This window comes from Streptomyces sp. NPDC054813, from assembly GCF_053611365.1.
The window spans coordinates 199,276-220,235 of record NZ_JBSHAF010000005.1; the positions used below are offsets into that span (position 1 = coordinate 199,276).

Here is a 20,960-nt window from a genome sequence, read left to right on the forward strand (position 1 = left end):
CGGCCCGGTGGCCGTACGGGTTCTTTCATGACCGGGCCTAACGCCCGCGCAGCTCCCGGTACTTGGCCACCAGGGCCGTTGTCGACGGGTCCAGGCCGGGTACCTTCGCGCCCTCCGTCAGTGCCGGTTCCACGCGCTTGGCGAGGACCTTGCCGAGCTCCACGCCCCACTGGTCGAAGGAGTCGATGTTCCAGACGGCGCCCTGGGTGAACACCTTGTGCTCGTAGAGGGCGACGAGCTGGCCCAGGACCGACGGGGTCAGTTCGCGGGCGAGGATGGTGGTCGTCGGGCGGTTGCCCTTGAAGGTCTTGTGCGCAACGAGCTCCTCCGGCACGCCCTCCGCACGGACTTCCTCGGCCGTCTTGCCGAAGGCCAGCGCCTGGGTCTGGGCGAAGAAGTTCGCCATCAACAGGTCGTGCTGCGCCTTGAGTTCACCGCTCAGCTCGGCGACCGGCTCGGCGAAGCCGATGAAGTCCGCCGGGATCAGCTTCGTGCCCTGGTGGATCAACTGGTAGTAGGCGTGCTGCCCATTGGTGCCGGGCGTGCCCCAGACGACCGGGCCGGTGGTCCACTCGACCTCCTTGCCGTCCCGCGCCACGTGCTTGCCGTTGGACTCCATGTCCAGCTGCTGGAGGTACGCCGTGAACCTCGACAGGTAATGGCTGTACGGCAGGACCGCGTGCGACTGGGCGTCGTGGAAGTTGTCGTACCAGATGCCCAGCAGTCCCAGCAGGAGCGGGACGTTGGACTCGGCGGGGGCGGTGCGGAAGTGCTCGTCGACCAGGTGGAAGCCGTCGAGCATCTCACGGAAACGGTCCGGGCCGATCGCGATCATCAGCGAGAGCCCGATGGCGGAGTCGTAGGAGTAGCGGCCGCCGACCCAGTCCCAGAACTCGAACATGTTCTCCGTGTCGATGCCGAAGTCGGCGACCTTCTCGGAGTTGGTCGACAGGGCCACGAAGTGTTTGGCGACGGCGTCCTGACCGGCCTTCAGCCCGCCCAGCAGCCAGTTGCGGGCCGAGGTGGCGTTGGTGATCGTCTCGATCGTCGTGAACGTCTTCGAGGCGATGATGAACAGCGTCTCGGCCGCGTCCAGGTCGCGGGTCGCCTCGTGCAGGTCGGCGCCGTCCACGTTGGACACGAAGCGGACCGTGAGATCGCGGTCGGTGAAGCCGCGCAGCACCTCGTAGGCCATCGCCGGACCGAGGTCGGAGCCGCCGATGCCGATGTTGACCACGTTCTTGATGCGCTTGCCGGTGTGGCCGGTCCAGGCGCCGGAGCGGACGCGGTCCGCGAAGCCGCTCATCTTGTCCAGGACCGCGTGCACCTGCGGTACGACGTTCTCGCCGTCGACCTCGATCACCGCGTCTCGCGGGGCACGCAGCGCCGTGTGCAGCACCGCGCGGTCCTCGGTGACGTTGATCTTCTCGCCGCGGAACATGGCGTCCCGCAGGCCGAAGACGTCGGTGGCGGCGGCCAGCTCGCGCAGCAGCCGCAGCGTCTCGTCGTTGACCAGGTGCTTCGAGTAGTCGATGTGGAGGTCACCGACCTGGAGGGTGTAGCCCGTGCCGCGCGCCGGGTCGGCCGCGAACAGGTCCCGCAGATGGGTGTCGGCGAGCTCCTCCCGGTGCTTGGCGAGCGCGGTCCACTCGGGCGTCTGGTTGAGCCTGGTACGGCCGTCTGCGTTCATGTACGACTTCAGCCTTCTTCCTTGCACCTGTCCTGTTGCGTACCTGCCCCGCTGCCGTTCCAACCTAATTGATCAGCGTGGGACGCGGCCTGCTGTCGCGCCGTCCCGCGGCGCAACAACAGGTACGTCCGGCTTGCGCACCGGTATCAACGAGGTGACGGCCAGACCGAACAGGACGGCGGCGAGCAGCGCGGGCCCGTTCAGGCCGTACGCCCCGGCGACGGCTCCGCCGAGGAGGGCGCCGAGCGGCGCGCCGGACGTGGAGGAGGTGCGGAAGGCGGCGGCGATCCGGCCGGTCATCGACTCGGGCGCGCGTTGCTGCATCAGCGTGACCTGGTTGACGTTCCACACCATGTTCATCGCGCCGAGCAGGAACATCCCGGCGACGAGCGCGCCGAGGTGGCGGACGGTGCCGATGAGGAGCAGGGACGACGTCTGGACGGTCCCGGCGACCAGCAGCGCGCCCACCCGCCCGGTGCGGCGGGCGATGCGCTGGGCGAGGAGGCCGCCGGTGATGCTGCCGACCGAGTACGCGGTCATGGCCGCCGCGTATCCCGCGGTGCCGGCATGCAGCCAGCGCGTGACGTGCAGCACCAGGGTGGCGATCAGGGCGCCCATGCCGATGTTGCAGAGCAGGGTGGCCACGCAGGTGGCGCGCAGGGCGCGGTCCTGCCACAGGGCGCGCAGGCCTTCGCAGATCTCGGTGCGCAGGGTGCTGCCGGCCGGGCGTGGCGCCCGCTCGGGTGGCCGTGTCCGCAAGGAGGCGACCAGGGCGGCGGCCGCCAGGTAGGTGCTCGCGTCGGCCGCGAAGGGCATGAACGCGCCGGCCGTCAGGAGCAGCGGAACCAGCGGGGCGCCGAGCAGGCCGCCGGCGATCTGCTGTCCGGTCATCAGCCGGGCGTTGGCCCCACCCAGTGTCTGCCGGTCGACCAGGGAGGGCAGCAGGGCCGTGGACGCGTTGTCGAAGAGCGTCTGGAGCGTGGTCAGCGCGAAGGCGAGCAGGAGCAGCAGCGGGATCGAGGCGTGGCCGAGCCCCACGGCGAGTGCGAAGGCGGCGACGAGCAGCCCTCGTACCGTGTCCACGGCCCACATCGCGCGCCGCTGGTCCACCCGGTCCGCGACGGCGCCGCCGAGCAGTCCGAACAGCAGCCACGGCACATAGCCGCAGGCGGTCACCGAGGCGATGGCGAGCGGGTCGTCGGTCAGGCGCACGGCCAGCAGCGGCAGCGCGGACGTCCGTAACGCGTCTCCGAACCGGGAGACCACGGCGGCCGTCCACAGCCGCCCGAATCCCCCGCGCCACGCGGGCGCCCGCTCCTGCACCGTCATCATCGCCCCCTCACGATTCGCCGATGCACAAACCGTAGAGGGCACCACTGACAACGGCCCGGAGCCCGGCCGCGAAGACAGCTCCGGCCAGGCGCCCTCGGGCACCCGGCCGGCCTCAACTCCTAGATCTCGCCCCGCAGTTTGGCGAGCGCCTCGGCGAGGATCGCCTCGCCGTCCGCGTCGCTGCGCCGCTCCCGTACATACGCGAGGTGCGTCTTGTACGGCTCGGTGCGCGGCGGGTCCGGCGGGTTGTCCCGGTCCTGACCGGCCGGGAAGCCACAGCGCGGGCAGTCCCAGGTCTCGGGCACCTGCGCGTCGCTGGCGAAGCTCGGCTGCGTCTCGTGCCCGTTGGAGCACCAGAAGGAGATGCGCAGACGCGGCGCGGACTCGCCGCGCTCGGCCTCGCCCATCGGCCCCGCCCCGACCCGGCTACCTCGGATCGCGTTGCCACTTGCCACGGTCGTAACTCCCTGCGTGATGGTGCCGCGAAGCGAGTCGGCGTGTCGCTTCGTTGCGAGCGCCTCAGTCTACGTAAGGCCCAACGCGCGTCCAGTGTTGGGAGTTACCGCCCCCGCACCTAGACGCAAGCCCCATGATAGGCCGCGCTCAGGTGCGCGTACCGAACATGGGGCCTTACGTGCGGATTGTGCGTGTGTGCGAGTCGCGGATCAGCTGTTCGTCTTCATCAGCATGCCGAGGACGATGATGCACGCGAACCACAGCAGACCGATCACCACGGTGATCCGGTCCAGGTTCCGCTCGGCGACCGAGGAGCCGCCGACGGAGGACTGCATGCCACCACCGAACATGTCGGAAAGGCCGCCGCCCTTGCCCTTGTGCATCAGCACCAGCAGCATCATCAGCAGGCTGAAGACGATCAGGGCGATCGAGAACCCCAAAACCACGGCTGGACCAACTTCCTCGGAAACGGATGGACTGCGGGGCCGAATCTCGTATGGAAGCTCGGAACGCAGCTCCAATAACAGTTTCGGCCCCGCAAGGGTACGACGGATCGCCGCTACCGCCTACTCGCAGTTCTGCTCACTGGTCGCGGAAGCGCACGATCTTGACGAATTCGTCGGCGTCCAGCGAGGCGCCGCCGACCAGCGCGCCGTCGATGTCGGCCTGCGCCATGATCTCGGCCACGTTGCCGGCCTTGACGGAGCCGCCGTACTGGATACGGACCTGGTCGGCCAGCTCCTGGCTGTACAGCTCGGCGACCTTGCCGCGGATCGCGGCGCAGACCTCCTGGGCGTCCCCGGAACCGCAGACCTTGCCGGTGCCGATGGCCCAGACGGGCTCGTAGGCGATCACGACGGACTCGGCCTGCTCGGCCGGGACGTCCTTCAGACCGCCCTCGACCTGGGCGAGGGTGTGGGAGACGTGGTTGCCCGCCTCGCGGACCTCCAGCTCCTCGCCGACGCACAGGATCGGGGTCAGACCGTGCTTGTAGGCGGCCTTGACCTTGGCGTTCACGATCTCGTCGGTCTCGGCGTGGTACTGCCGGCGCTCGGAGTGGCCGATGACCACGTACGTGCACTTCAGCTTGGTCAGCATCGGGCCGGAGATCTCGCCGGTGTAGGCGCCGGAGTCGTGCGCCGAGAGGTCCTGGGCGCCGTACTTGATCTTGAGCTTGTCGCCGTCGACCAGGGTCTGCACGGAACGCAGGTCGGTGAAGGGGGGCAGGACGGCGACCTCGACGGCCTCGTAGTCCTTGTCGGCCAGGGCGAAGGCGAGCTTCTGGACGTGCGCGATGGCCTCGAGGTGGTTGAGGTTCATCTTCCAGTTGCCCGCCATGATCGGCGTGCGAGTGGTCATACGGGGTCAGTCCTCCAGTGCGGCGAGGCCGGGGAGCGTCTTGCCCTCGAGGTATTCGAGGGAGGCGCCGCCACCGGTCGAGATGTGTCCGAACGCGTTCTCGTCGAAGCCGAGGATGCGCACGGCGGCTGCGGAGTCACCGCCGCCGACGACGGTGAAGCCCTTGGACTCGACGAGAGCCTGGGCGACCGCCCGGGTGCCCGCGGCGTAGTCGGGGTGCTCGAAGACGCCCATGGGGCCGTTCCAGAAGACGGTGGCGGCGTCGGCGAGCTTCGAGGCGTACAGCTTGCTGGTCTCCGGGCCGATGTCCAGGCCCATCTGGCCGGCCGGCATGGCGTCCGCGGCGACCGTGGCGGGGTGGGACGGGGCCTTGCCCGACAGGTCCGGGAATTCGGGAGCGACCAGCGTGTCGACGGGCAGGACGATCTCCACGCCGGTCTTCTCGGCGCGCTCCAGGTACTCGGTGACGGTGCCGAGCTGGTCCTCCTGGAGGAGGGAGCTGCCAACCTCGTACCCCTTGGCCTTGAGGAAGGTGTAGACCATGCCGCCGCCGATGAGGAGGCGGTCGGCCTTGCCGAGCAGTTCGTCGATGACGGCGAGCTTGTCGGAGACCTTGGCGCCGCCGAGGACTACCACGTAGGGGCGCTTGACGTCCTCGGTGAGCTTCTTCAGGACGCCGACCTCGGTGGCGATCAGGTAACCGGCGTAGTGCGGCAGCCGGGCCGGGAGGTCGTAGACGGAGGCGTGCTTGCGGTGCACGGCGCCGAAGCCGTCGCCGACGTAGACGTCCGCGAGGGCGGCCAGCTGGTCGGCGAACTCACCGCGCTCGGTGTCGTCCTTGGCGGTCTCGCCGGCGTTGAAACGCAGGTTCTCGATGACCGCGACCTGACCGGGCTGCAGGCCGTTCACCGCGTCGTGGGCGGCGGGGCCGACGGTGTCCTGGGCGAAGGCGACCGGGGCGCCGAGGAGTTCGGCGAGCCGCTCAGCGGCCTGGAGCAGCGAGAACTTGGGGTCCGGGGCGCCCTTGGGACGGCCCAGGTGGGAGGCGACGACCACCTTGGCGCCCGCGTCGGCGAGGGCCTTGACGGTGGGCAGGACGGCGCGGATACGGCCGTCGTCGGTGATGAGGCCGTCGGACATCGGCACGTTGAGGTCGGCGCGGACGAAGACCCGCTTGCCGTCGACCCCTTCGGCGAGGAGTTCGTCGATCGTCTTCATGGTTTGGGGACTCCTACAGGAGGGCTCTTGATCGTACGAGGGCTGATCGAACCGTAGATGCCGGGTCGATCCTTACGTGCGTCAGGGCTCGGGCAGCGCGACCGTGCGCTGCCCGAGCCCTGCTACCGCATCGAGGTGCCTGCTTGGCCGATCAGAGCTGGTTGCCGACGAAGACCGTGAGGTCGACGAGGCGGTTGGAGTAGCCCCACTCGTTGTCGTACCAGCCGAGGATCTTCACCGTGTTGCCCTCCTGGACCATGGTCAGGGAGGAGTCGAAGGTGCAGGAGGCCGGGTCGCCGACGATGTCCGAGGAGACGATCTCGTCCTCGGTGTAGGCCAGGTAGCCGCTCAGGTCGCCGTCCTCGGAGGCCTTCTTGAACGCGGCGTTGACCTCGTCCTTGGTGACCTCGCGCTGCAGCGTCACGACCAGGTCGGTGGCCGAGCCGGTCGGGACCGGGACGCGCATCGCGATGCCGTCGAGCTTGCCCTTGAGCTGCGGCAGGACCAGGGCGGTGGCCTTCGCGGCACCGGTGGTGGTCGGGATGATGTTCTCGGCGGCGGCACGCGCGCGACGCAGGTCCTTGTGCGGGAAGTCCAGGATCCGCTGGTCGTTCGTGTACGCGTGCACCGTCGTCATCAGGCCCTTGACGATGCCGAAGTTCTCGTCGAGGACCTTCGCCATCGGCGCCACACAGTTGGTGGTGCAGGAGGCGTTGGAGATGACGTGGTGGTTCGCCGGGTCGTACTTGTCCTGGTTGACGCCCATCACGATGGTGATGTCCTCGTCCTTGGCCGGAGCCGAGATGAGGACCTTCTTCGCGCCACCGGCGATGTGCTTGGCGGCGTCTTCCTTCTTGGTGAAGATGCCGGTCGACTCGATGACGATGTCGACGCCCAGCTCACCCCACGGAATGTCGGAGGGGTTGCGCTCGGACAGGACCTTGATGGTGTGACCGTCGACCGTGATGGTGTCGGCGGTGTGCGAGACCTCGGCCTTGAGACGCCCAAGGATCGTGTCGTACTTGAGCAGGTGGGCGGTGGTCGCGGTGTCACCCAGGTCGTTGACAGCCACGATCTCGATGTCAGCACCCTGCTCCAGCAGCGCGCGGAAGTAGTTGCGACCAATACGACCGAAGCCGTTGATGCCTACGCGGATCGTCACGAACCGATCTCCTCGTTGGTACGCCGGCCATGCGGTGCCGGCGAGCTGTATTTGGGATGTCCCCGACCACCCACGACCCTACCTCCCTGAGGCTCCCGAGGTGACATCCAGATGCCCCATACACGGCGAGGCGGTCCGTACCCGCCAGTAGGGGTACGGACCGCCCCGGATCGGGGGTCGTATCACGCGGTTTTGTCACGGAATGCCGACCGCGTTTCAGCCCGTTGTCACTCGTTCGTGAGCGGGTCGGCTCACATGTCGAGTGCCGTCGCCGTCAGTTGTCGAGTGCCGTCAACGCCTTCTTCACCAGAGCGGCACGATCGGCGGCCGAGCTGACCTGTTCCAGGCCGAAACCGAGCAGCACGGTGCGGTCGGTGGTGACGGCTCCGTAGGTCCTGAACAGGGCTCCGGTGCGCTCCCAGTCCTTGAGGACGGCCGGGCTGCCCGCCGGCGGTCCGCTGACGCTCCAGGGGCCGAGGGAGGTTTCGAAGCCCTCGGTCTCGGTGGCCTTGCCACCGGTCAGGAGCGAGGCGTCGTCGACGAGGACGCCGTGTCCGCCGGTGCTCGGGTCGGTGATGTAGCCGATGGAGACCTCGACGGTCCGCCCGGCGTAGGCGCTCAGGTCGAACTTCACGGACTGCCAGCCCGCCGAGCTGCCGGTGAAGCTGTGCCAGGAGCCACTGGTGCCACTCGCGGCGCACTGGTTGCCGGTGATGGTCAGGTAGTGCTTGAGCCACGGGTGCTCGGCGATCAGGAACCCGGCCCCGCACTCGCTCGGCACGGCGTCGCTGGTGGCACCGCCCGCCTCGGGCAGGGTCGTCCAGTCGTCGGCGCCCACGACGTGCGCCTCGACCACCGCGTGGTCGTAGCCGGGCTCGGTGTCCCAGAGCAGCTTGGCGCTCAGGGCCGGCTGGTCGGCCGCGGTGACGCCGGTGAGGTCGATGGTGCGGGTGAGGCGCTTGTAGGCGTCGTCCGTGTGGACCGCGGCGGCCATGTACGACCCCGAGTACGGCCCGTATGGGTTGACGGTCCCGGCGAACTGGCCCCCGCCCGCGCTGGCGAACTGCGGGTAGGTGTCGGCGGCGAGTTCGTCGGAGGTGACGGCGTAGGTCCCGGCCTTGTCGAGCGGGTTGGCGGAGGTGCCGCTGAGCGCGCCGCCGGAGCCGTCCAGCGCGCCGGAGCCGGTGAATCCGGTGGCCCCGCTGGTCGAGGTGCGGGAGTAGGCGCCCAGGTAGTACTGGCTGAAGTCGTTCGACGGGGTGCCGTCGCCGAGGTTCACGCTGCCGCCGGCCAGCTCGCCCGCCTCGATCAGCCTGCCGCCCTCGTTGAGGTAGGCGCGCAGCTGGAGCTGGGTGTCGTTGCCGGGGCCGCTCGTGCCCGAGTAGTGCACGACCGTCCTGAAGTGCTTCAGCACGCCGAGCGCGTCGGGCGCGCCCTGGGTGGCGACGTCCCAGACGACCGCCTTGTGCCCGGCCGCCTTCAGCGCGTCGACGTAGGTCTGCGCCTGGGTGGCCTTGGCGCCCTCCTCGGCGACCACCAGGGTGTCCGCCTTGGGCCGCTCGGCGACGGTGTACGTGAAGTGCGAGCTGGAGACCTTCTTGCCGCTCCTGGTCTCCCCGGTGAACCACACCTCGACCTTGTCGCCCGGCACGCCGTCCTTCACCTTGGCCCGGTACTCGTCGAAGTAGAGGTTGTCCTCACCGCCGTAGGTCTCGCCGCCCTTCCAGCGCTTGAGCGCCATGTCGAGCGTACGGCCGCCGTTGACGCGGTACTTCAGCTCCTTGTCGCGGATCGCCTTGCGGACGACGACGGAGACCTCCTGGTCGGCGCCGCGCGAGTACGACGTGGAGAACGCGGCCGGGGTGAAGTCGGCGGCGCTCAGGCCGACCGCGGAGACCGGCTGGTCGGGGTGGGCGGCGGTCTCGGCGACGGAGAGCGCGAACGGCACGTTCTTCGCGAACTCGTCCTGGATCAGCGTCTCGTCGTCCGGGAAGTTGAAGACCGACTGGCAGTCGGCGGCGTTCCAGGCGTCGTTCGGGTCTATGTTCGAGGCCGTCTGACAGGTCGACATCTCGGGGGTGAACATCGCCATCCCGTTGACGTTCGACGCGTGGCCGTCCGCCTCGCCGTTGGTGGTGTACAGCTCCGAGGAGACCTGCGAGTGGTAGCCGGGGATCGCCGGGTTGTCCGGGGTGCCGGCCAGCGCCTTGTAGAGGACGTCGTCCGGGGTCGGCGTGGCCACCTGCCAGCCGACCCCGTAGAGGAGGAGTTCGGCGGCCGAGTGGTAGTTGATGCCGTATGTGAACCCGACGCGCTTCTCGAAGTCGTCCAGCGCCCTGGTCTCGGGCTCGGACTCGGGGCTCGCGCCGCGGTAGGTCTCGCTGGTGGGGTTGGGGGACGAACCCTCGTCGTCGTAGCCCCACTTGTAGCCGAAGTTCCGGTTGAGGTCGACGCCGTCACCGGTGCTGATGACACCGTCGCCATTGACGTCCCGCAGGTTCTTGCGCCACAGGCGGGTGTCGGAGTTCTGGAAGGTGTAGTCGTAGCCGTCGGGGTTGGCGGACGGCACGAACCACAGCTCGGTCGAGTCGACGATCTTCTTGATGCGCTTGTCGGTGCTGTAGTTGTCCAGGTAGTAGTGCATCAGCCGGCGGGTCATCTCCGGCGTGATCCACTCACGCGCGTGCTGGTTGGACACATAGAGCACGGCGGGCTTGGAACCATCCTTGGAGTTCTTCGCGCCCTTGGTCAGTTTGAGCGCGAGGATGTCCTGGCCGTTCAGCGTCTTGCCGATGGACTCGACCTTGGTGAGGCCGGGGTTGGCCTGCGCGGTCCGCAGGATCTCCTCCTTGAGCCCGCCGCTGCCGCCGTACGGGCGGAACACGCCCTGGGAGGCGTCCGCGACCCGCGTCTCCGCCTTGGCCGACAGCGTGTGCTCGGTGAGGTCGACACCCTGCTTCTCCAGGGTCCGGGCCTGCCCGTCGGTGAGATAGACCTCGACTTCGGTCTTGCCGGATCCGCTGACCTGGTCGCCGAGTTCATGGCCGTCCTGGCCGGCCTTGAGCAGCAGGGGAATCTGCTTCTTGGTGACGTCGGCGTGGAAGACCTTGACCTCGTCGGGGTCGGGCTTCGCCGAACCCCCGGTCTGCGCCTGGGCCATGGGTGCGAGTGCGGCTCCGCCGATCAGGAGCGCGCCGACAGCGAGGATCGATCTCGCTCTGTGTCTCATGAACCCCCCTAGCAGTGGTCCGCCACGGCGGCGAACCCCTGCCAGGCTCATGACACTCCATGATCGAGTCAAGGGCGCCTCACAGACAGTTCACGGTGGCCTAAAAGAGACGCAAACACCGGTGCCGACGGCCGAAGGGGTCGTCGGCACCGGTGTGCTGACGGTGACTCAGCCTGCGAGGTTGTCGGCCATCTCCTCACTGAGGTTGGCCTCGGTGCCCGGGATGCCCAGGTCGGACGCGCGCTTGTCGGCCATCGCCAGCAGGCGGCGGATCCGGCCCGCGACGGCGTCCTTGGTGAGCGGCGGGTCGGCGAGCGCGCCCAGCTCCTCCAGGGAGGCCTGCTTGTGCTCCATCCGCAGCCGGCCGGCCGCCGCGAGGTGCTCGGGGACCTCGTCGGCGAGGATCTCCAGGGCCCGCTGGACCCGGGCACCGGCGGCGACGGCCGCGCGCGCCGAGCGGCGCAGGTTGGCGTCGTCGAAGTTGGCGAGGCGGTTCGCGGTGGCCCGCACCTCGCGGCGCATCCGGCGCTCCTCCCAGGCCAGCACGGACTCGTGCGCGCCGAGGCGGGTGAGCAGCGCGCCGATCGCGTCACCGTCCCGGACGACCACCCGGTCCACCCCGCGCACCTCACGGGCCTTCGCGGCGATGGACAGCCGACGGGCCGCCCCGACCAGGGCGAGCGCGGCCTCCGGGCCGGGGCAGGTCACCTCCAGGGAGGACGAGCGGCCGGGCTCGGTCAGCGAACCGTGCGCCAGGAAGGCGCCGCGCCAGGCCGCCTCCGCGTCGCAGGTCGCCCCGGAGACCACCTGCGGAGGCAGGCCCCGGATCGGGCGGCCCCGCCCGTCCACGAGCCCGGTCTGGCGGGCCAGCTGGTCGCCGCCCGCAACCACGCGCACCACATAGCGCGAGCCGCGGCGCAGTCCGCCGGGCGCCATCACAATCAGCTCGGAGCTGTGTCCGAAGATCTCCAGGATGTCCCGCTTGAGGCGCCGAGCCGCCATCGCGGTGTCCAGCTCCGCCTCGATCACAATGCGCCCGCTCACCAGGTGGAGGCCGCCCGCGAACCGCAGGATGGCGGAGACCTCGGCCTTCCGGCAGCAGGTCCGGGTGACGGGTAGCCGGGAGATCTCGTCCTTCACCGCTGCCGTCATCGCCATGGGCCGATCCTTCCATGCATCCGAAAAATACGGTCGTACGCGGCGGCCAACAGCTCCGGATCATGCCGGGGTGATCCGTCGGTCCGGGCCACGGGGCCCAGCTCGACCGCGGCTCCCAGCCGCTTGGCGGCTTCGGTGAGCGAGTCGCGGTCGGGCACGGCGGCCTCGTCGGCCAGCACCACGTCCAGGGCGAGTTTAGGGGCGTGTCGGCCCAAAACCTCCAAATGACGCTGCGGGGAGAAGCCTTCGGTTTCACCCGGCTGCGGTGCGAGGTTCAGCGACAGGACCTTGCGGGCCTTGGTCTCGGTGAGCGCGTCGAGGAGATCGGGGACCAGCAGGTGCGGGATCACCGAGGAGAACCAGGACCCGGGGCCCAGTACCACCCAGTCCGCGTCCAGGACCGCCGCGACGGCCTCCGGCACCGCCGGCGGGCCGTGCGGCACCAGGTGCACGGACTGCACCTCGCCGGGCGTCAGCGCCACCGTGGCCTGCCCCCGGACGATGTCCACCTCCTCCGGCCGCTCCGGATCGTGCCCCTTGACCAGGGCCTGCAGTTCCAGCGGCACGGCGGACATGGGCAGCACCCGCCCGTGCGCGCCGAGCAGCTTGCCGACCAGGTCCAGGGCCTGGACGTGGTCGCCGAGCTGTTCCCACAGGGCGACGATCAGCAGATTGCCGACCGCGTGCTCGTGCAGGTCGCCCTTGGACTGGAAGCGGTGCTGGATGACCCGGGCCCAGGTCTGGCCCCAGTCGTCGTCACCGCACAGCGCGGCGAGTGCCTTGCGCAGATCACCCGGAGGAAGCACACCGAGTTCGTCACGAAGGCGCCCGCTGGAGCCGCCGTCGTCGGCCACGGTGACGACGGCGGTGAGGTCGCCGGTGATCCGGCGCAGCGCGGCGAGCGAGGCGGACAGGCCCATGCCGCCGCCCAGGGCGACCACCTTGGGCTGGGTACCGCGCCGGCGCGGCCGGGCGCCGCGGGCCTCGACGGGGCGGCCCGAACGGGACTCGGGTACGACCCGGCGCAGCCTGCTCAGCCGTGGAGAGCGTCCGGTCACTCGCGCCCCATGTCCCGGTGCACGACTACGGTCTCCACTCCCTCGGCGGCCAGACGGGCGGCGAGTTTCTCGGAGACGGCGACCGAACGGTGCTTGCCGCCCGTGCAGCCGATGGCGATGGTCACATAACGCTTGCCCTCGCGCCGGTACCCGGTCGCGATCAGCCGCAGCAGCTCGGCGTACCGGTCGAGGAACTCCTTGGCGCCCGGCTGGTTGAAGACGTACGCCGACACCTCCTCGTTGAGGCCGGTGTACGGGCGCAGCTCCGGCACCCAGTGCGGGTTGGGCAGGAACCGCATGTCGGCGACCAGGTCGGCGTCGACCGGCAGGCCGTACTTGAAGCCGAACGACATCACGGTGGCCCGCAGCTCGGGCTCCTCCTCGCCGGCGAACTGGGCGTCCATCTTGGCGCGCAGCTCGTGCACGTTCAGGCTGGAGGTGTCGATCACCAGGTCGGCGTCGCCGCGCAGCTCGCGCAGCAGCTCGCGCTCGGCGGCGATGCCGTCCACGATCCGGCCGTCGCCCTGCAGGGGGTGCGGGCGCCGCACCGACTCGAAGCGGCGGACCAGCGCGTCGTCCGAGGACTCCAGAAAGACGATCCGGCGGGTGACGCCCCGGCTGTCGAGGTCGGCGAGGGACTCGCGCAGGTTGTCGAAGAAGCGCCGGCCGCGCACATCGACGACGACCGCGATCCGGGCCACGTTGCCCTGGGAGCGGGCGCCCAGCTCGACCATGGTGGGGATGAGGGCTGGTGGGAGGTTGTCCACGACGAACCAGCCGAGGTCCTCCAGACACTTGGCCGCCGTCGAACGGCCCGCTCCGGACATGCCGGAGATGATCACCAGCTCGGGGATGGCCGCCTCAGGCACTCCGGCCGGAGTGGCATCGGTACTCACTTCTGCTCCGTTTTCCTGGACCGCTTCCGCTTCCGTCTGCTGCGGCTGATCCTGGCCCGCCTCGTTGTGCGTTTCCTTGGGCGCGCCCTGTGTTTCGCGCGCGCCCTGTGTTTCGCTGAGCGCCGGATCTCGCCGGGCTGTGGGCTGTGCGTCGCGCTCGGTCATCTCTCCTGCCCCCGATCGTCCGGGGCACCCGCGGGTACGGGCTCCCCCGAGGCGTCCGCCGTCGTCTCGGGCGCCTCGTCTTCCCTGTCATCCATGATCTCTCCGGTCGCCGTGTTCACGGCAGGCGCGGCCGGGGCCGCCTGGGCGAGGGCCACGGCGATGGTCTCGGCCGTCTTGCGGCCTATCCCCGGCACCTCCTGGATCTGCTCGATTGTGGCGGATCGCAGCTTCTTCACCGAGCCGAAATGCTTGATCAACGCCTGTTTGCGAGTCTCGCCGAGGCCCGGAACGTCGTCCAGCGGGCCGGAGCGGAATCGCTTGGCGCGCTTGGTGCGCTGGTAGGTGATGGCAAAGCGGTGCGCCTCGTCGCGGACACGCTGGAGCAGGTAGAGACCCTCACTGGTGCGGGGCAGGACCACGGGGTCGTCGTCCTCGGGCAGCCAGACCTCTTCGAGGCGCTTGGCGAGGCCGCAGACCGCGATGTCGTCGATGCCCAGCTCGTCGAGCGCCCGCTTGGCCGCCGCGACCTGGGGCTGGCCACCGTCGACGACCACGAGCTGGGGCGGGTAGGCGAACTTCCTGGGCCGACCGTCGTCGTCCTTGAATCCGTTGATCGGGCCGTTGTCGCCGTCGGCGGCGTCGGCGGCGTCGGCCGTGGAGGTGCTGGCGGTCGTGGGAGTACCGGCGGCCAGGGATGCGCCGGAAGGTGTGGGTTCGCCGAAGGAAGGCGTGGGTGCGCCGAAGGCTGTGAGGGCGCCGGCATCCGTACGCGCATCGGCGTCCGAGGGTGCGCCGGCGTCCGGGACGGGGCTATCCGTGCCGTCCTCCTCCGCCCACTCGCCGGTCCGCTCCTTCTCGGCGAGGTAGCGGCGGAAGCGACGGGTGATCACCTCGTGCATGGAGCGCACGTCGTCCTGGCCGGCGAAGCCCTTGATCTGGAAGCGGCGGTACTCGCTCTTGCGCTGCAGGCCGTCCTCGAAGACGACCATGGAAGCCACGACGTCGTCGCCCTGGAGGTGCGAGATGTCGTAGCACTCGATGCGCAGCGGAGCGCTGTCCAGGTCCAGGGCGTCGGCGATCTCCTCCAGGGCCCGGGAACGGGTGGTGAGGTCGGAGGCACGCTTCGTCTTGTGCAGGGCGAGCGCCTGCTGGGCGTTGCGCTGCACGGTCTCCATCAGGGCCTTCTTGTCGCCACGCTGCGGGATGCGCAGCGAGACGTTCGACCCGCGGCGGCCGGTGAGCCACTCCTGGACCGGCTCGACCGGCTCGGGCAGGGCCGGGACCAGCACCTCCTTCGGGACGGCGTCCCCGCTCTCCTCGCCGTAGAGCTGCTGGAGGGCGTGCTCCACGAGCGCCCCGGTCGTGACGTCCTCCACCTTGTCCGTCACCCAGCCGCGCTGACCGCGCACGCGCCCGCCGCGCACGTGGAAGATCTGGAGGGCCGCCTCCAGCTCGTCCTCGGCGACCGCGATCAGGTCGGCGTCGGTCGCGTCGGCGAGCACGACCGCGTTCTTCTCCATGGCCTTCTTCAGGGCCTCGATGTCGTCGCGCAGGCGGGCGGCCCGCTCGTACTCCATCTCCTCGGCGGCCTCCATCATCTGCTTCTCCAGACGGCGGAGGTAGGTGCCGGTGCGGCCGGCCATGAAGTCGCAGAAATCCTCGGCCAGGTCGCGGTGGTCCTCCGGGGAGATCCGGTCGACGCAGGGGGCGGAGCACTTGCCGATGTAGCCGAGCAGGCAGGGGCGGCCGGTGCGGGTGGCGTTCTTGAACACCCCGGCGGAGCAGGTGCGCACCGGGAACACGCGCAGCAGCAGGTCGACGGTGTCCCGGATCGCCCACGCGTGGCCGTACGGCCCGAAGTAGCGAACGCCCTTCTTCTTGTGACCGCGCATCACCTGGACGCGCGGGAACTCCTCGTTCATCGTCACCGCGAGGTACGGGTAGCTCTTGTCGTCGCGGTACTTGACGTTGAACCGGGGGTCGTACTCCTTGATCCAGGAGTACTCCAGCTGAAGCGCCTCGACCTCCGTGGACACCACGGTCCACTCCACGGACGCGGCGGTGGTGACCATCGTCCGGGTGCGGGGGTGCAGGCCCGCCAGGTCCTGGAAGTAGTTCGCCAGGCGCTGGCGCAGGCTCTTCGCCTTTCCGACGTAGATCACCCGGCGGTGCTCGTCGCGGAACCTGTACACCCCGGGAGAGTCCGGGATCTGTCCCGGCTTGGGGCGGTAGCTGGAGGGGTCGGCCATGTCTCACACCCTACTGGCGCGCACCGACACCGCGACGAGCCTGTGGACAACCCCGACGGGGCCGGTGGGCCGCCGGACCGGTTGGATGGGCGGGAGCGGTCGAACCGGCAGGACCGGTCGAACCGGTCGAACCGGCAGGACCGGTCGGACCGGGTTGGGTCGGTCGGACCGGGTTGGGCCGGTGCGCGTCCGGGGGCTGACAGGGCGGGGGGCTGCCGGGTGTCCGGAGGCGGCGTACCGGCTGGGGCGCTGGGGCCAGGGGGGCGGGACCGGCAACGGCAAGGGGGCCGGCGGCATCTGCATCTGCCCCGGGGCGGCCGTGCGGCCCTCGTCGCGGTGCAGCCTCCGTCGCGGTGCAGCCCCGTCGCCGTGCGGCTCTCCGCTGTCAGAGCGAGGGACCCGCGCTTCCTGGCGCGGCCAGCCCTGCCCGCTCCGGAAGCGCATCTCGGAATCGGCCACCTCGGTGGCATCGCGAGCCGACCCGGCACTCCGCCAACGCGTGCCCGGCCCATACCCGGCCCATACCCGGCCCGTGACCGGCACGGAACCGCCGGGCCGATCGCAACGGACCTTGCGCGGCTTCCTCCCCAAATCGGCGCCGTGCGTGCGAACACGCTTCGGTCCCCCCGGGCAGCCACGGCGCCCTCTCCCCCGCGCGATCCTTCCGGCGCCGAGGTCACGCCTCGGCCAGGTGGACGCCCTCGGCCGGCCGAAGGTGTTGTCGGGGATTGGTCAACACGCTTCAATGCGGGGGAACTCGGGGCCCTGAGCAGCGGCCTGCGGACGCGGCGTACCCAGGTGCGGCCGCCCCGACGCCGACGGGGTGGCCCCGGACCCCCGCCAACGGCCTGACCAGCCGTGGTGAACCCCAAGAGAAAGGCCCTCCTGCATGCGGCACGGCACACAGCACGCGGACGTCGCCACCGCGGAACTGGACTCGGCCCTGCGGGGCGGCCCCTTCCATGTGGCCCTGCGCGCCGCGATCGCCGCCCGCGGGCTGCCGCTCCAGCGCGTACAGCACCATCTCTCGCGCTACGGGGTCAAAGTGGGCGTCACCAGCCTGAGCTACTGGCAGCAGGGAGCCCGTCGCCCGCAGCGCCCGGAGTCACTGCGGGCCGTCCGGGCGCTGGAGGAGATACTCCAGCTCCCGGACGAGTCCCTGATCCGGCTGCTCGCCGATGCCGACCAGGGCCCCGCCGTACGCCGCCCCGCCGCCCGCTCCTACCGCTCCCTGATCGAGGCCTCCGACGTCCTGGACCGGCTGCAGTCCGAACTCGGCTGGTCCCTCGACGGCGGTCTGCACACCCTGGGACACCACGAGCGCGTGCGGATCGGCGCCCACCGCGAGCTGGCCGCCCGTGAGTCGCAGCACATCGTGCGCGCCCACCGGGACGGTGTCGACCGCTTCGTGGCCGTCCACCACGGCGACCCCGGCTGCACCCCGCAGCACATGACCGTGCGCGCCCTGGAGAACTGCCGCACCGGACGCGTCCGTTCGGACCCGGAGACCGGCCTGCTCGTCGCCGAACTCCTCTTCGGCACCCGCCTGCGCTCCGGCGACACCTTTCTCTTCCGTTACGCCGTGGAGGACGGCACGGCAGGTGTCTCCCGCGAGTACGTCCGCGACTTCGGCTTTCCCGGCGGCCAGTACACCCTCCAGGTCCGTTTCACCGCGGACGCGCTGCCGACGCACTGCCACCGGTTCGCCCAGCACTCGGCGGCGGCCCCGCGCAGTGGCCGGCAGGCCCTCCCGCTGAGCGGGCTGCACCGCTCCGTCCACCTGGTCGAGCCCCGGGTACGGCCGGGCCTTCTCGGGATCGGCTGGGACTGGGAATGACCAGGCGCTGAACCGTCTCCCTCGGGTCAGGCGCCCGGGCCTGCCACGAGCCGGCCGTTCGGGGCCTTGACCGGCAGTTCGTTCAACGGCTCGGTGGCCGGTGACCGCACCACCTTCCCGGTGACCGCGTCGAACTCGCTGCCGTGGCAGGGGCAGACCAGCGTCGTGCCCTGGAGTTTGTTGATCGGGCACCCCGCGTGCGTGCAGATCGTGCTGTACGCCTTCAGGGCACCGTCGGCGGACCTGCTGACGACGACGTTGTGCTCCCGGTAGAGCTTCGCGCCGCCCTTGGTGACCTCGCTCTCGGCCCCGAGGTCGACCGGGGCGGTCGGCGTCGCGTCCGCCGAGGCTCCGCCGCCGGGAGCCGAGCAGGCGGCCAGCCCGAGCCCGGCGACCGGTGTGACCGCCGCTCCCCGCAGGACGGTACGGCGGCTGGCGGAGGATCGGGCGGCGGGCATCAGGGGCTCCAGCGGGGTGGGGTGGGGTGGGGTGTATCGATTGCAGCGGTGGCCGTGGCGGGGCAGAGCGACGATACCCGGGCAGATCGTCCAGCTTTCGAGGTGGGTCGGGGTATGAACGAGGTGCTGGCGAGGTTGGGGGCACCCGGGGCCGGAGGTGGAGGCCGGTGGGGCTTGGGCGGCTCACCCGGCACCGCCGACGGTCCGGGCGGAGAAGGTGTGCGCATGCTCTGGGGAGAGTTCACCCGATCGGACGTAAACGCTTGCGTAAGCGTTTACGCGACGGTTCCGGATGGAGTAACTTCCCGGCCGAGGCACACCGCAGCCCGGGAGGGCACCGCAGAGCCTTGCCGAAGAGCGGGAAGCGAAGGAGGGGAGCCCCTTGCCCACCATGGCCGACGTCGCCCGGAGTGCCGGCGTCTCCGTCGCGACCGTCTCCCATGTATTGAACGAGACGCGTCCCGTGCTGCCCCACACACGTCAGGCGGTGCTCGACGCCATCGAGGAACTGGGCTACACGCCCAATACCCTCGCCCGCTCCCTGGTGACCTCCCGCACCCGCTCGATCGGGCTTGCGGTGTCCGCGATCAGCAACCCCTACTTCACGGAGATCCTTCAGGGTGTCGAGGCCGCTGCCCTGGAGCACGGCTACAGCCTGCTCATCGCCGATCCGCACGACGACCCCGAACATGAACGCAAGGTCGTCCAGCTTCTGCACGAGCGCCGCGTCGACGGCATGATCGTCGCCCCCTCCGCCGACCCGCGCGCGCTCCTCGCCTACCTCGACCGGCACGCCGTACCTGCCGTCCTCCTCGACCGGGTGATCGACGGCCGTGCGGACAGCGCCCCGCGCTTCGACCAGGTCTGCGCCGAGAACACCGAACCGACGGCCCGGCTCGTCACCCACCTGGCCGGTCTCGGGCACCGCCGGATCGGCCTGGTCGCGGGGCTGCCCGGGCTCAGCACCACCGGTGAACGGATCACCGGCTACCGGCAGGGGCTCGCCACCGCCGGGCTGCCCTTCGATGACGGTCTGGTCGTCCCCGGCAACTCCGAGTCCGCCGGAGCCGAGCGGGCCACCGCCGCCCTGATGGCGCTCACCGCGCCACCCACGGCGCTCGTCACCGCCAACAACGCGATGACCATCGGCGCCCTGCGCGCCCTGCGCGCACACGGCCTCTCCGTGCCGGACGACATCGCCCTGTGCTGCTTCGACGACTTCGCCTGGGCCGATCTGTTCTCGCCTCGTCTCACCGCCGTCGCCCAGCCCAGCAGGGAGATCGGCGCCGAGGCGGTCCGCGTGCTTCTCGAACGGCTGTCCGCAAAGGACCGGGCGGCCAGGACCGTACGGCTTCCGTGCACCTTCGTGCATCGGACGTCGTGCGGCTGTCAGGAGGAGGACGGCGGGGCGGCGGCGACCGCGCGGACCCGGTCGGTCCGGTCAGCCTCGTCGGCGGGGTCGCGTCAGCGGTCCGCACGCTCCCAGCAGGTCCGGCGGTCCTGGCAGTCCGAGCAGTCAGAGCACCACCAGCATTCCGAGTACCCCGAGGAAGGAACCGTCTCGTGATCGTCGTCGCCGGTGAGGCACTGATCGACCTGGTACCGCAGGGCGCGGGCGCCCTCGCGGCCCTGCAGCCGGCGCTCGGCGGCGGCCCGTACAACACCGCCGTGGCCCTCGGCCGCCTCGGCTCCCCCACCGCGTTCTGCTCCCGCACCTCGCACGACGCCTTCGGCGAGGCCCTGCTGGACGGGCTGCGGCGCGCGGGAGTCGATGTCTCCCTCGTGGTGCGTGGCACGGAGCCGACCACTCTCGCGGCCGCCACGATCGACGCACAGGGCTCCGCCTCCTACTCCTTCTACGTCGACGGCACCGCCGACCGTCTGTTCACCTCACCAACCGGCCTGCCCGCCACGACCCGTGCCGTCTCCTTCGGCACGCTCTCGCTCGTCCTGGAACCGGGGGCGAGCGCCTACGAGGAGCTGATGCGCGGTGCGGCCGGGCAGGGTCTGTTCACCGCCCTCGACCCGAACATCCGGGCAGGTCTGATCACGGATCCGGACGCCTACCGGGCGCGTTTCAAGAGCTGGCTGCCCTCGGTGACTCTCCTCAAGCTCTCGGAGGAGGACGCGCTGTGGCTGGGCGGTACCCCGCGCGAGTGGCTGGCGTCGGGCCCCTCCGCAGTGGTGATCACCCACGGCGGTGACGGTCTCAGCGCCTTCACCCCCGACGGCACCGTGTACGCCATTCCTGGTGAGGAGGTCGACGTCGTGGACACGATCGGTGCCGGGGACACCGTGAACGCGGCTCTGCTGCATGGACTCGCCGCCCAGGACGCCCTGTCCGCCGAGGCGCTTGCGGGACTGGGCGCCGACGGCTGGACCAGGCTGCTGCGATTCGCGGCGCGGGCGGCCGCGATCACCTGCTCCCGGGCGGGTGCGGAGCCGCCGTACGCCTCCGAACTAGGGGACTTGTAAGGGACGTTCGGCTCTCCGTCGCCTGTTCAAGGGTCCCGCTGACACCGCGCTGATTCCGCTGTTGATGAGTCAAGGTTCGTCGCCGCCGCGAGGATCGGGCGGCTGATGATGGAACGAGCGGGGGGGGGCGCCCCGGGGCTGTCGGGCCCGCGGCGGCGGGGGGGGTTTGGTTTGGCGCCGCGGCCCGGCGCGCCGACCCCCCCCCGGCGCCCCAGCGG

Annotated in this window: 16 protein-coding genes; 3 read left to right on the forward strand and 13 right to left on the reverse strand. The window is 70.4% G+C overall.

From position 1 onward, the window contains the following. Positions 1-37: 37 nt before the first annotated feature. The 12 genes from pgi to uvrC all read right to left on the reverse strand — a co-directional run bounded on the left by pgi (position 38) and on the right by uvrC (position 15,972). A complete protein-coding gene (gene pgi, locus ACWGJB_RS11835; RefSeq protein WP_453380040.1) occupies positions 38-1,690 on the reverse strand; it encodes a glucose-6-phosphate isomerase in 1,653 nt (550 codons plus the stop codon). 72 nt (positions 1,691-1,762) lie between these two features. Beyond that, positions 1,763-3,022, reverse strand: coding sequence for an MFS transporter (locus tag ACWGJB_RS11840; RefSeq protein WP_453380041.1), 1,260 nt, complete (start codon positions 3,020-3,022; stop codon positions 1,763-1,765). Between the two features lie 119 nt (positions 3,023-3,141). Beyond that, positions 3,142-3,477: an RNA polymerase-binding protein RbpA gene (locus ACWGJB_RS11845; protein ID WP_003976875.1), complete on the reverse strand. Its 336-nt coding sequence runs from the start codon at positions 3,475-3,477 to the stop codon at positions 3,142-3,144. Between the two features lie 210 nt (positions 3,478-3,687). After that, on the reverse strand, positions 3,688-3,918 hold the full coding sequence (gene secG / locus ACWGJB_RS11850; RefSeq protein ID WP_351733361.1) for a preprotein translocase subunit SecG: 231 nt from the start codon (positions 3,916-3,918) through the stop codon (positions 3,688-3,690). 142 nt (positions 3,919-4,060) lie between these two features. Beyond that, positions 4,061-4,837: a triose-phosphate isomerase gene (tpiA, locus tag ACWGJB_RS11855; RefSeq protein ID WP_453380042.1), complete on the reverse strand. Its 777-nt coding sequence runs from the start codon at positions 4,835-4,837 to the stop codon at positions 4,061-4,063. A gap of 6 nt (positions 4,838-4,843) precedes the next feature. Then, the gene (locus ACWGJB_RS11860; protein WP_453380043.1) at positions 4,844-6,055 is read right to left on the reverse strand and encodes a phosphoglycerate kinase; all 1,212 of its coding nucleotides are present in this window, start codon (positions 6,053-6,055) and stop codon (positions 4,844-4,846) included. Between the two features lie 151 nt (positions 6,056-6,206). Then, positions 6,207-7,217, reverse strand: a complete 1,011-nt coding sequence (gene gap, locus ACWGJB_RS11865) for a type I glyceraldehyde-3-phosphate dehydrogenase (RefSeq protein WP_351694911.1) — start codon at positions 7,215-7,217, stop codon at positions 6,207-6,209. 274 nt (positions 7,218-7,491) lie between these two features. Next, complete coding sequence (locus ACWGJB_RS11870) at positions 7,492-10,446, reverse strand: M14 family zinc carboxypeptidase (protein WP_453380044.1); 2,955 nt, start codon at positions 10,444-10,446, stop codon at positions 7,492-7,494. Positions 10,447-10,614: 168 nt separating this feature from the next. Beyond that, the gene (gene whiA / locus ACWGJB_RS11875) at positions 10,615-11,604 is read right to left on the reverse strand and encodes a DNA-binding protein WhiA (protein ID WP_360481844.1); all 990 of its coding nucleotides are present in this window, start codon (positions 11,602-11,604) and stop codon (positions 10,615-10,617) included. Continuing rightward, positions 11,595-12,662, reverse strand: a complete 1,068-nt coding sequence (locus tag ACWGJB_RS11880; protein ID WP_453380045.1) for a gluconeogenesis factor YvcK family protein — start codon at positions 12,660-12,662, stop codon at positions 11,595-11,597. Before ACWGJB_RS11880 ends, whiA begins: the two co-directional genes overlap by 10 nt. Next, positions 12,659-13,723 (reverse strand): RNase adapter RapZ, encoded by a 1,065-nt coding sequence (rapZ, locus tag ACWGJB_RS11885; RefSeq protein WP_453380046.1) that lies wholly within the window; start codon positions 13,721-13,723, stop codon positions 12,659-12,661. The genes ACWGJB_RS11880 and rapZ overlap by 4 nt, the downstream gene beginning before the upstream one ends. Continuing rightward, positions 13,720-15,972, reverse strand: a complete 2,253-nt coding sequence (gene uvrC, locus ACWGJB_RS11890) for an excinuclease ABC subunit UvrC (protein WP_453380047.1) — start codon at positions 15,970-15,972, stop codon at positions 13,720-13,722. Before uvrC ends, rapZ begins: the two co-directional genes overlap by 4 nt. 889 nt (positions 15,973-16,861) lie before the next feature. Here uvrC and ACWGJB_RS11895 point away from each other — a divergent pair. Then, entirely contained in the window at positions 16,862-17,809 is a 948-nt protein-coding gene (locus ACWGJB_RS11895) for a hypothetical protein (protein ID WP_453380048.1), read from the forward strand. 26 nt (positions 17,810-17,835) lie between these two features. On the opposite strand, the gene ACWGJB_RS11900 is transcribed toward ACWGJB_RS11895, so the two are convergent. Beyond that, positions 17,836-18,267 (reverse strand): Rieske (2Fe-2S) protein, encoded by a 432-nt coding sequence (locus tag ACWGJB_RS11900; RefSeq protein ID WP_453380049.1) that lies wholly within the window; start codon positions 18,265-18,267, stop codon positions 17,836-17,838. A gap of 382 nt (positions 18,268-18,649) precedes the next feature. Between ACWGJB_RS11900 and ACWGJB_RS11905 the strand changes: the two genes are divergently transcribed. Further along, positions 18,650-19,834 carry a LacI family DNA-binding transcriptional regulator gene (locus ACWGJB_RS11905; protein ID WP_453380050.1) on the forward strand — a complete coding sequence of 395 codons (1,185 nt, stop codon included), beginning with the start codon at positions 18,650-18,652 and terminating at the stop codon, positions 19,832-19,834. Then, a complete protein-coding gene (locus tag ACWGJB_RS11910) occupies positions 19,831-20,742 on the forward strand; it encodes a carbohydrate kinase family protein (protein ID WP_453380051.1) in 912 nt (303 codons plus the stop codon). Before ACWGJB_RS11905 ends, ACWGJB_RS11910 begins: the two co-directional genes overlap by 4 nt. Positions 20,743-20,960 lie beyond the last annotated feature (218 nt).

Bases quoted from the DNA above. Each gene is read 5' to 3' on its own strand.
- ACWGJB_RS11860 (WP_453380043.1), bottom strand. From the start codon at position 6,055: ATGAAGACGATCGACGAACTCCTCGCCGAAGGGGTCGACGGCAAGCGG.
- pgi (WP_453380040.1), bottom strand. From the start codon at position 1,690: ATGAACGCAGACGGCCGTACCAGGCTCAACCAGACGCCCGAGTGGACC.
- rapZ (WP_453380046.1), bottom strand. From the start codon at position 13,723: ATGACCGAGCGCGACGCACAGCCCACAGCCCGGCGAGATCCGGCGCTC.
- ACWGJB_RS11895 (WP_453380048.1), top strand. From the start codon at position 16,862: ATGCGGCACGGCACACAGCACGCGGACGTCGCCACCGCGGAACTGGAC.
- ACWGJB_RS11870 (WP_453380044.1), bottom strand. From the start codon at position 10,446: ATGAGACACAGAGCGAGATCGATCCTCGCTGTCGGCGCGCTCCTGATC.
- uvrC (WP_453380047.1), bottom strand. From the start codon at position 15,972: ATGGCCGACCCCTCCAGCTACCGCCCCAAGCCGGGACAGATCCCGGAC.
- whiA (WP_360481844.1), bottom strand. From the start codon at position 11,604: ATGGCGATGACGGCAGCGGTGAAGGACGAGATCTCCCGGCTACCCGTC.
- tpiA (WP_453380042.1), bottom strand. From the start codon at position 4,837: ATGACCACTCGCACGCCGATCATGGCGGGCAACTGGAAGATGAACCTC.
- ACWGJB_RS11900 (WP_453380049.1), bottom strand. From the start codon at position 18,267: ATGCCCGCCGCCCGATCCTCCGCCAGCCGCCGTACCGTCCTGCGGGGA.
- ACWGJB_RS11840 (WP_453380041.1), bottom strand. From the start codon at position 3,022: ATGATGACGGTGCAGGAGCGGGCGCCCGCGTGGCGCGGGGGATTCGGG.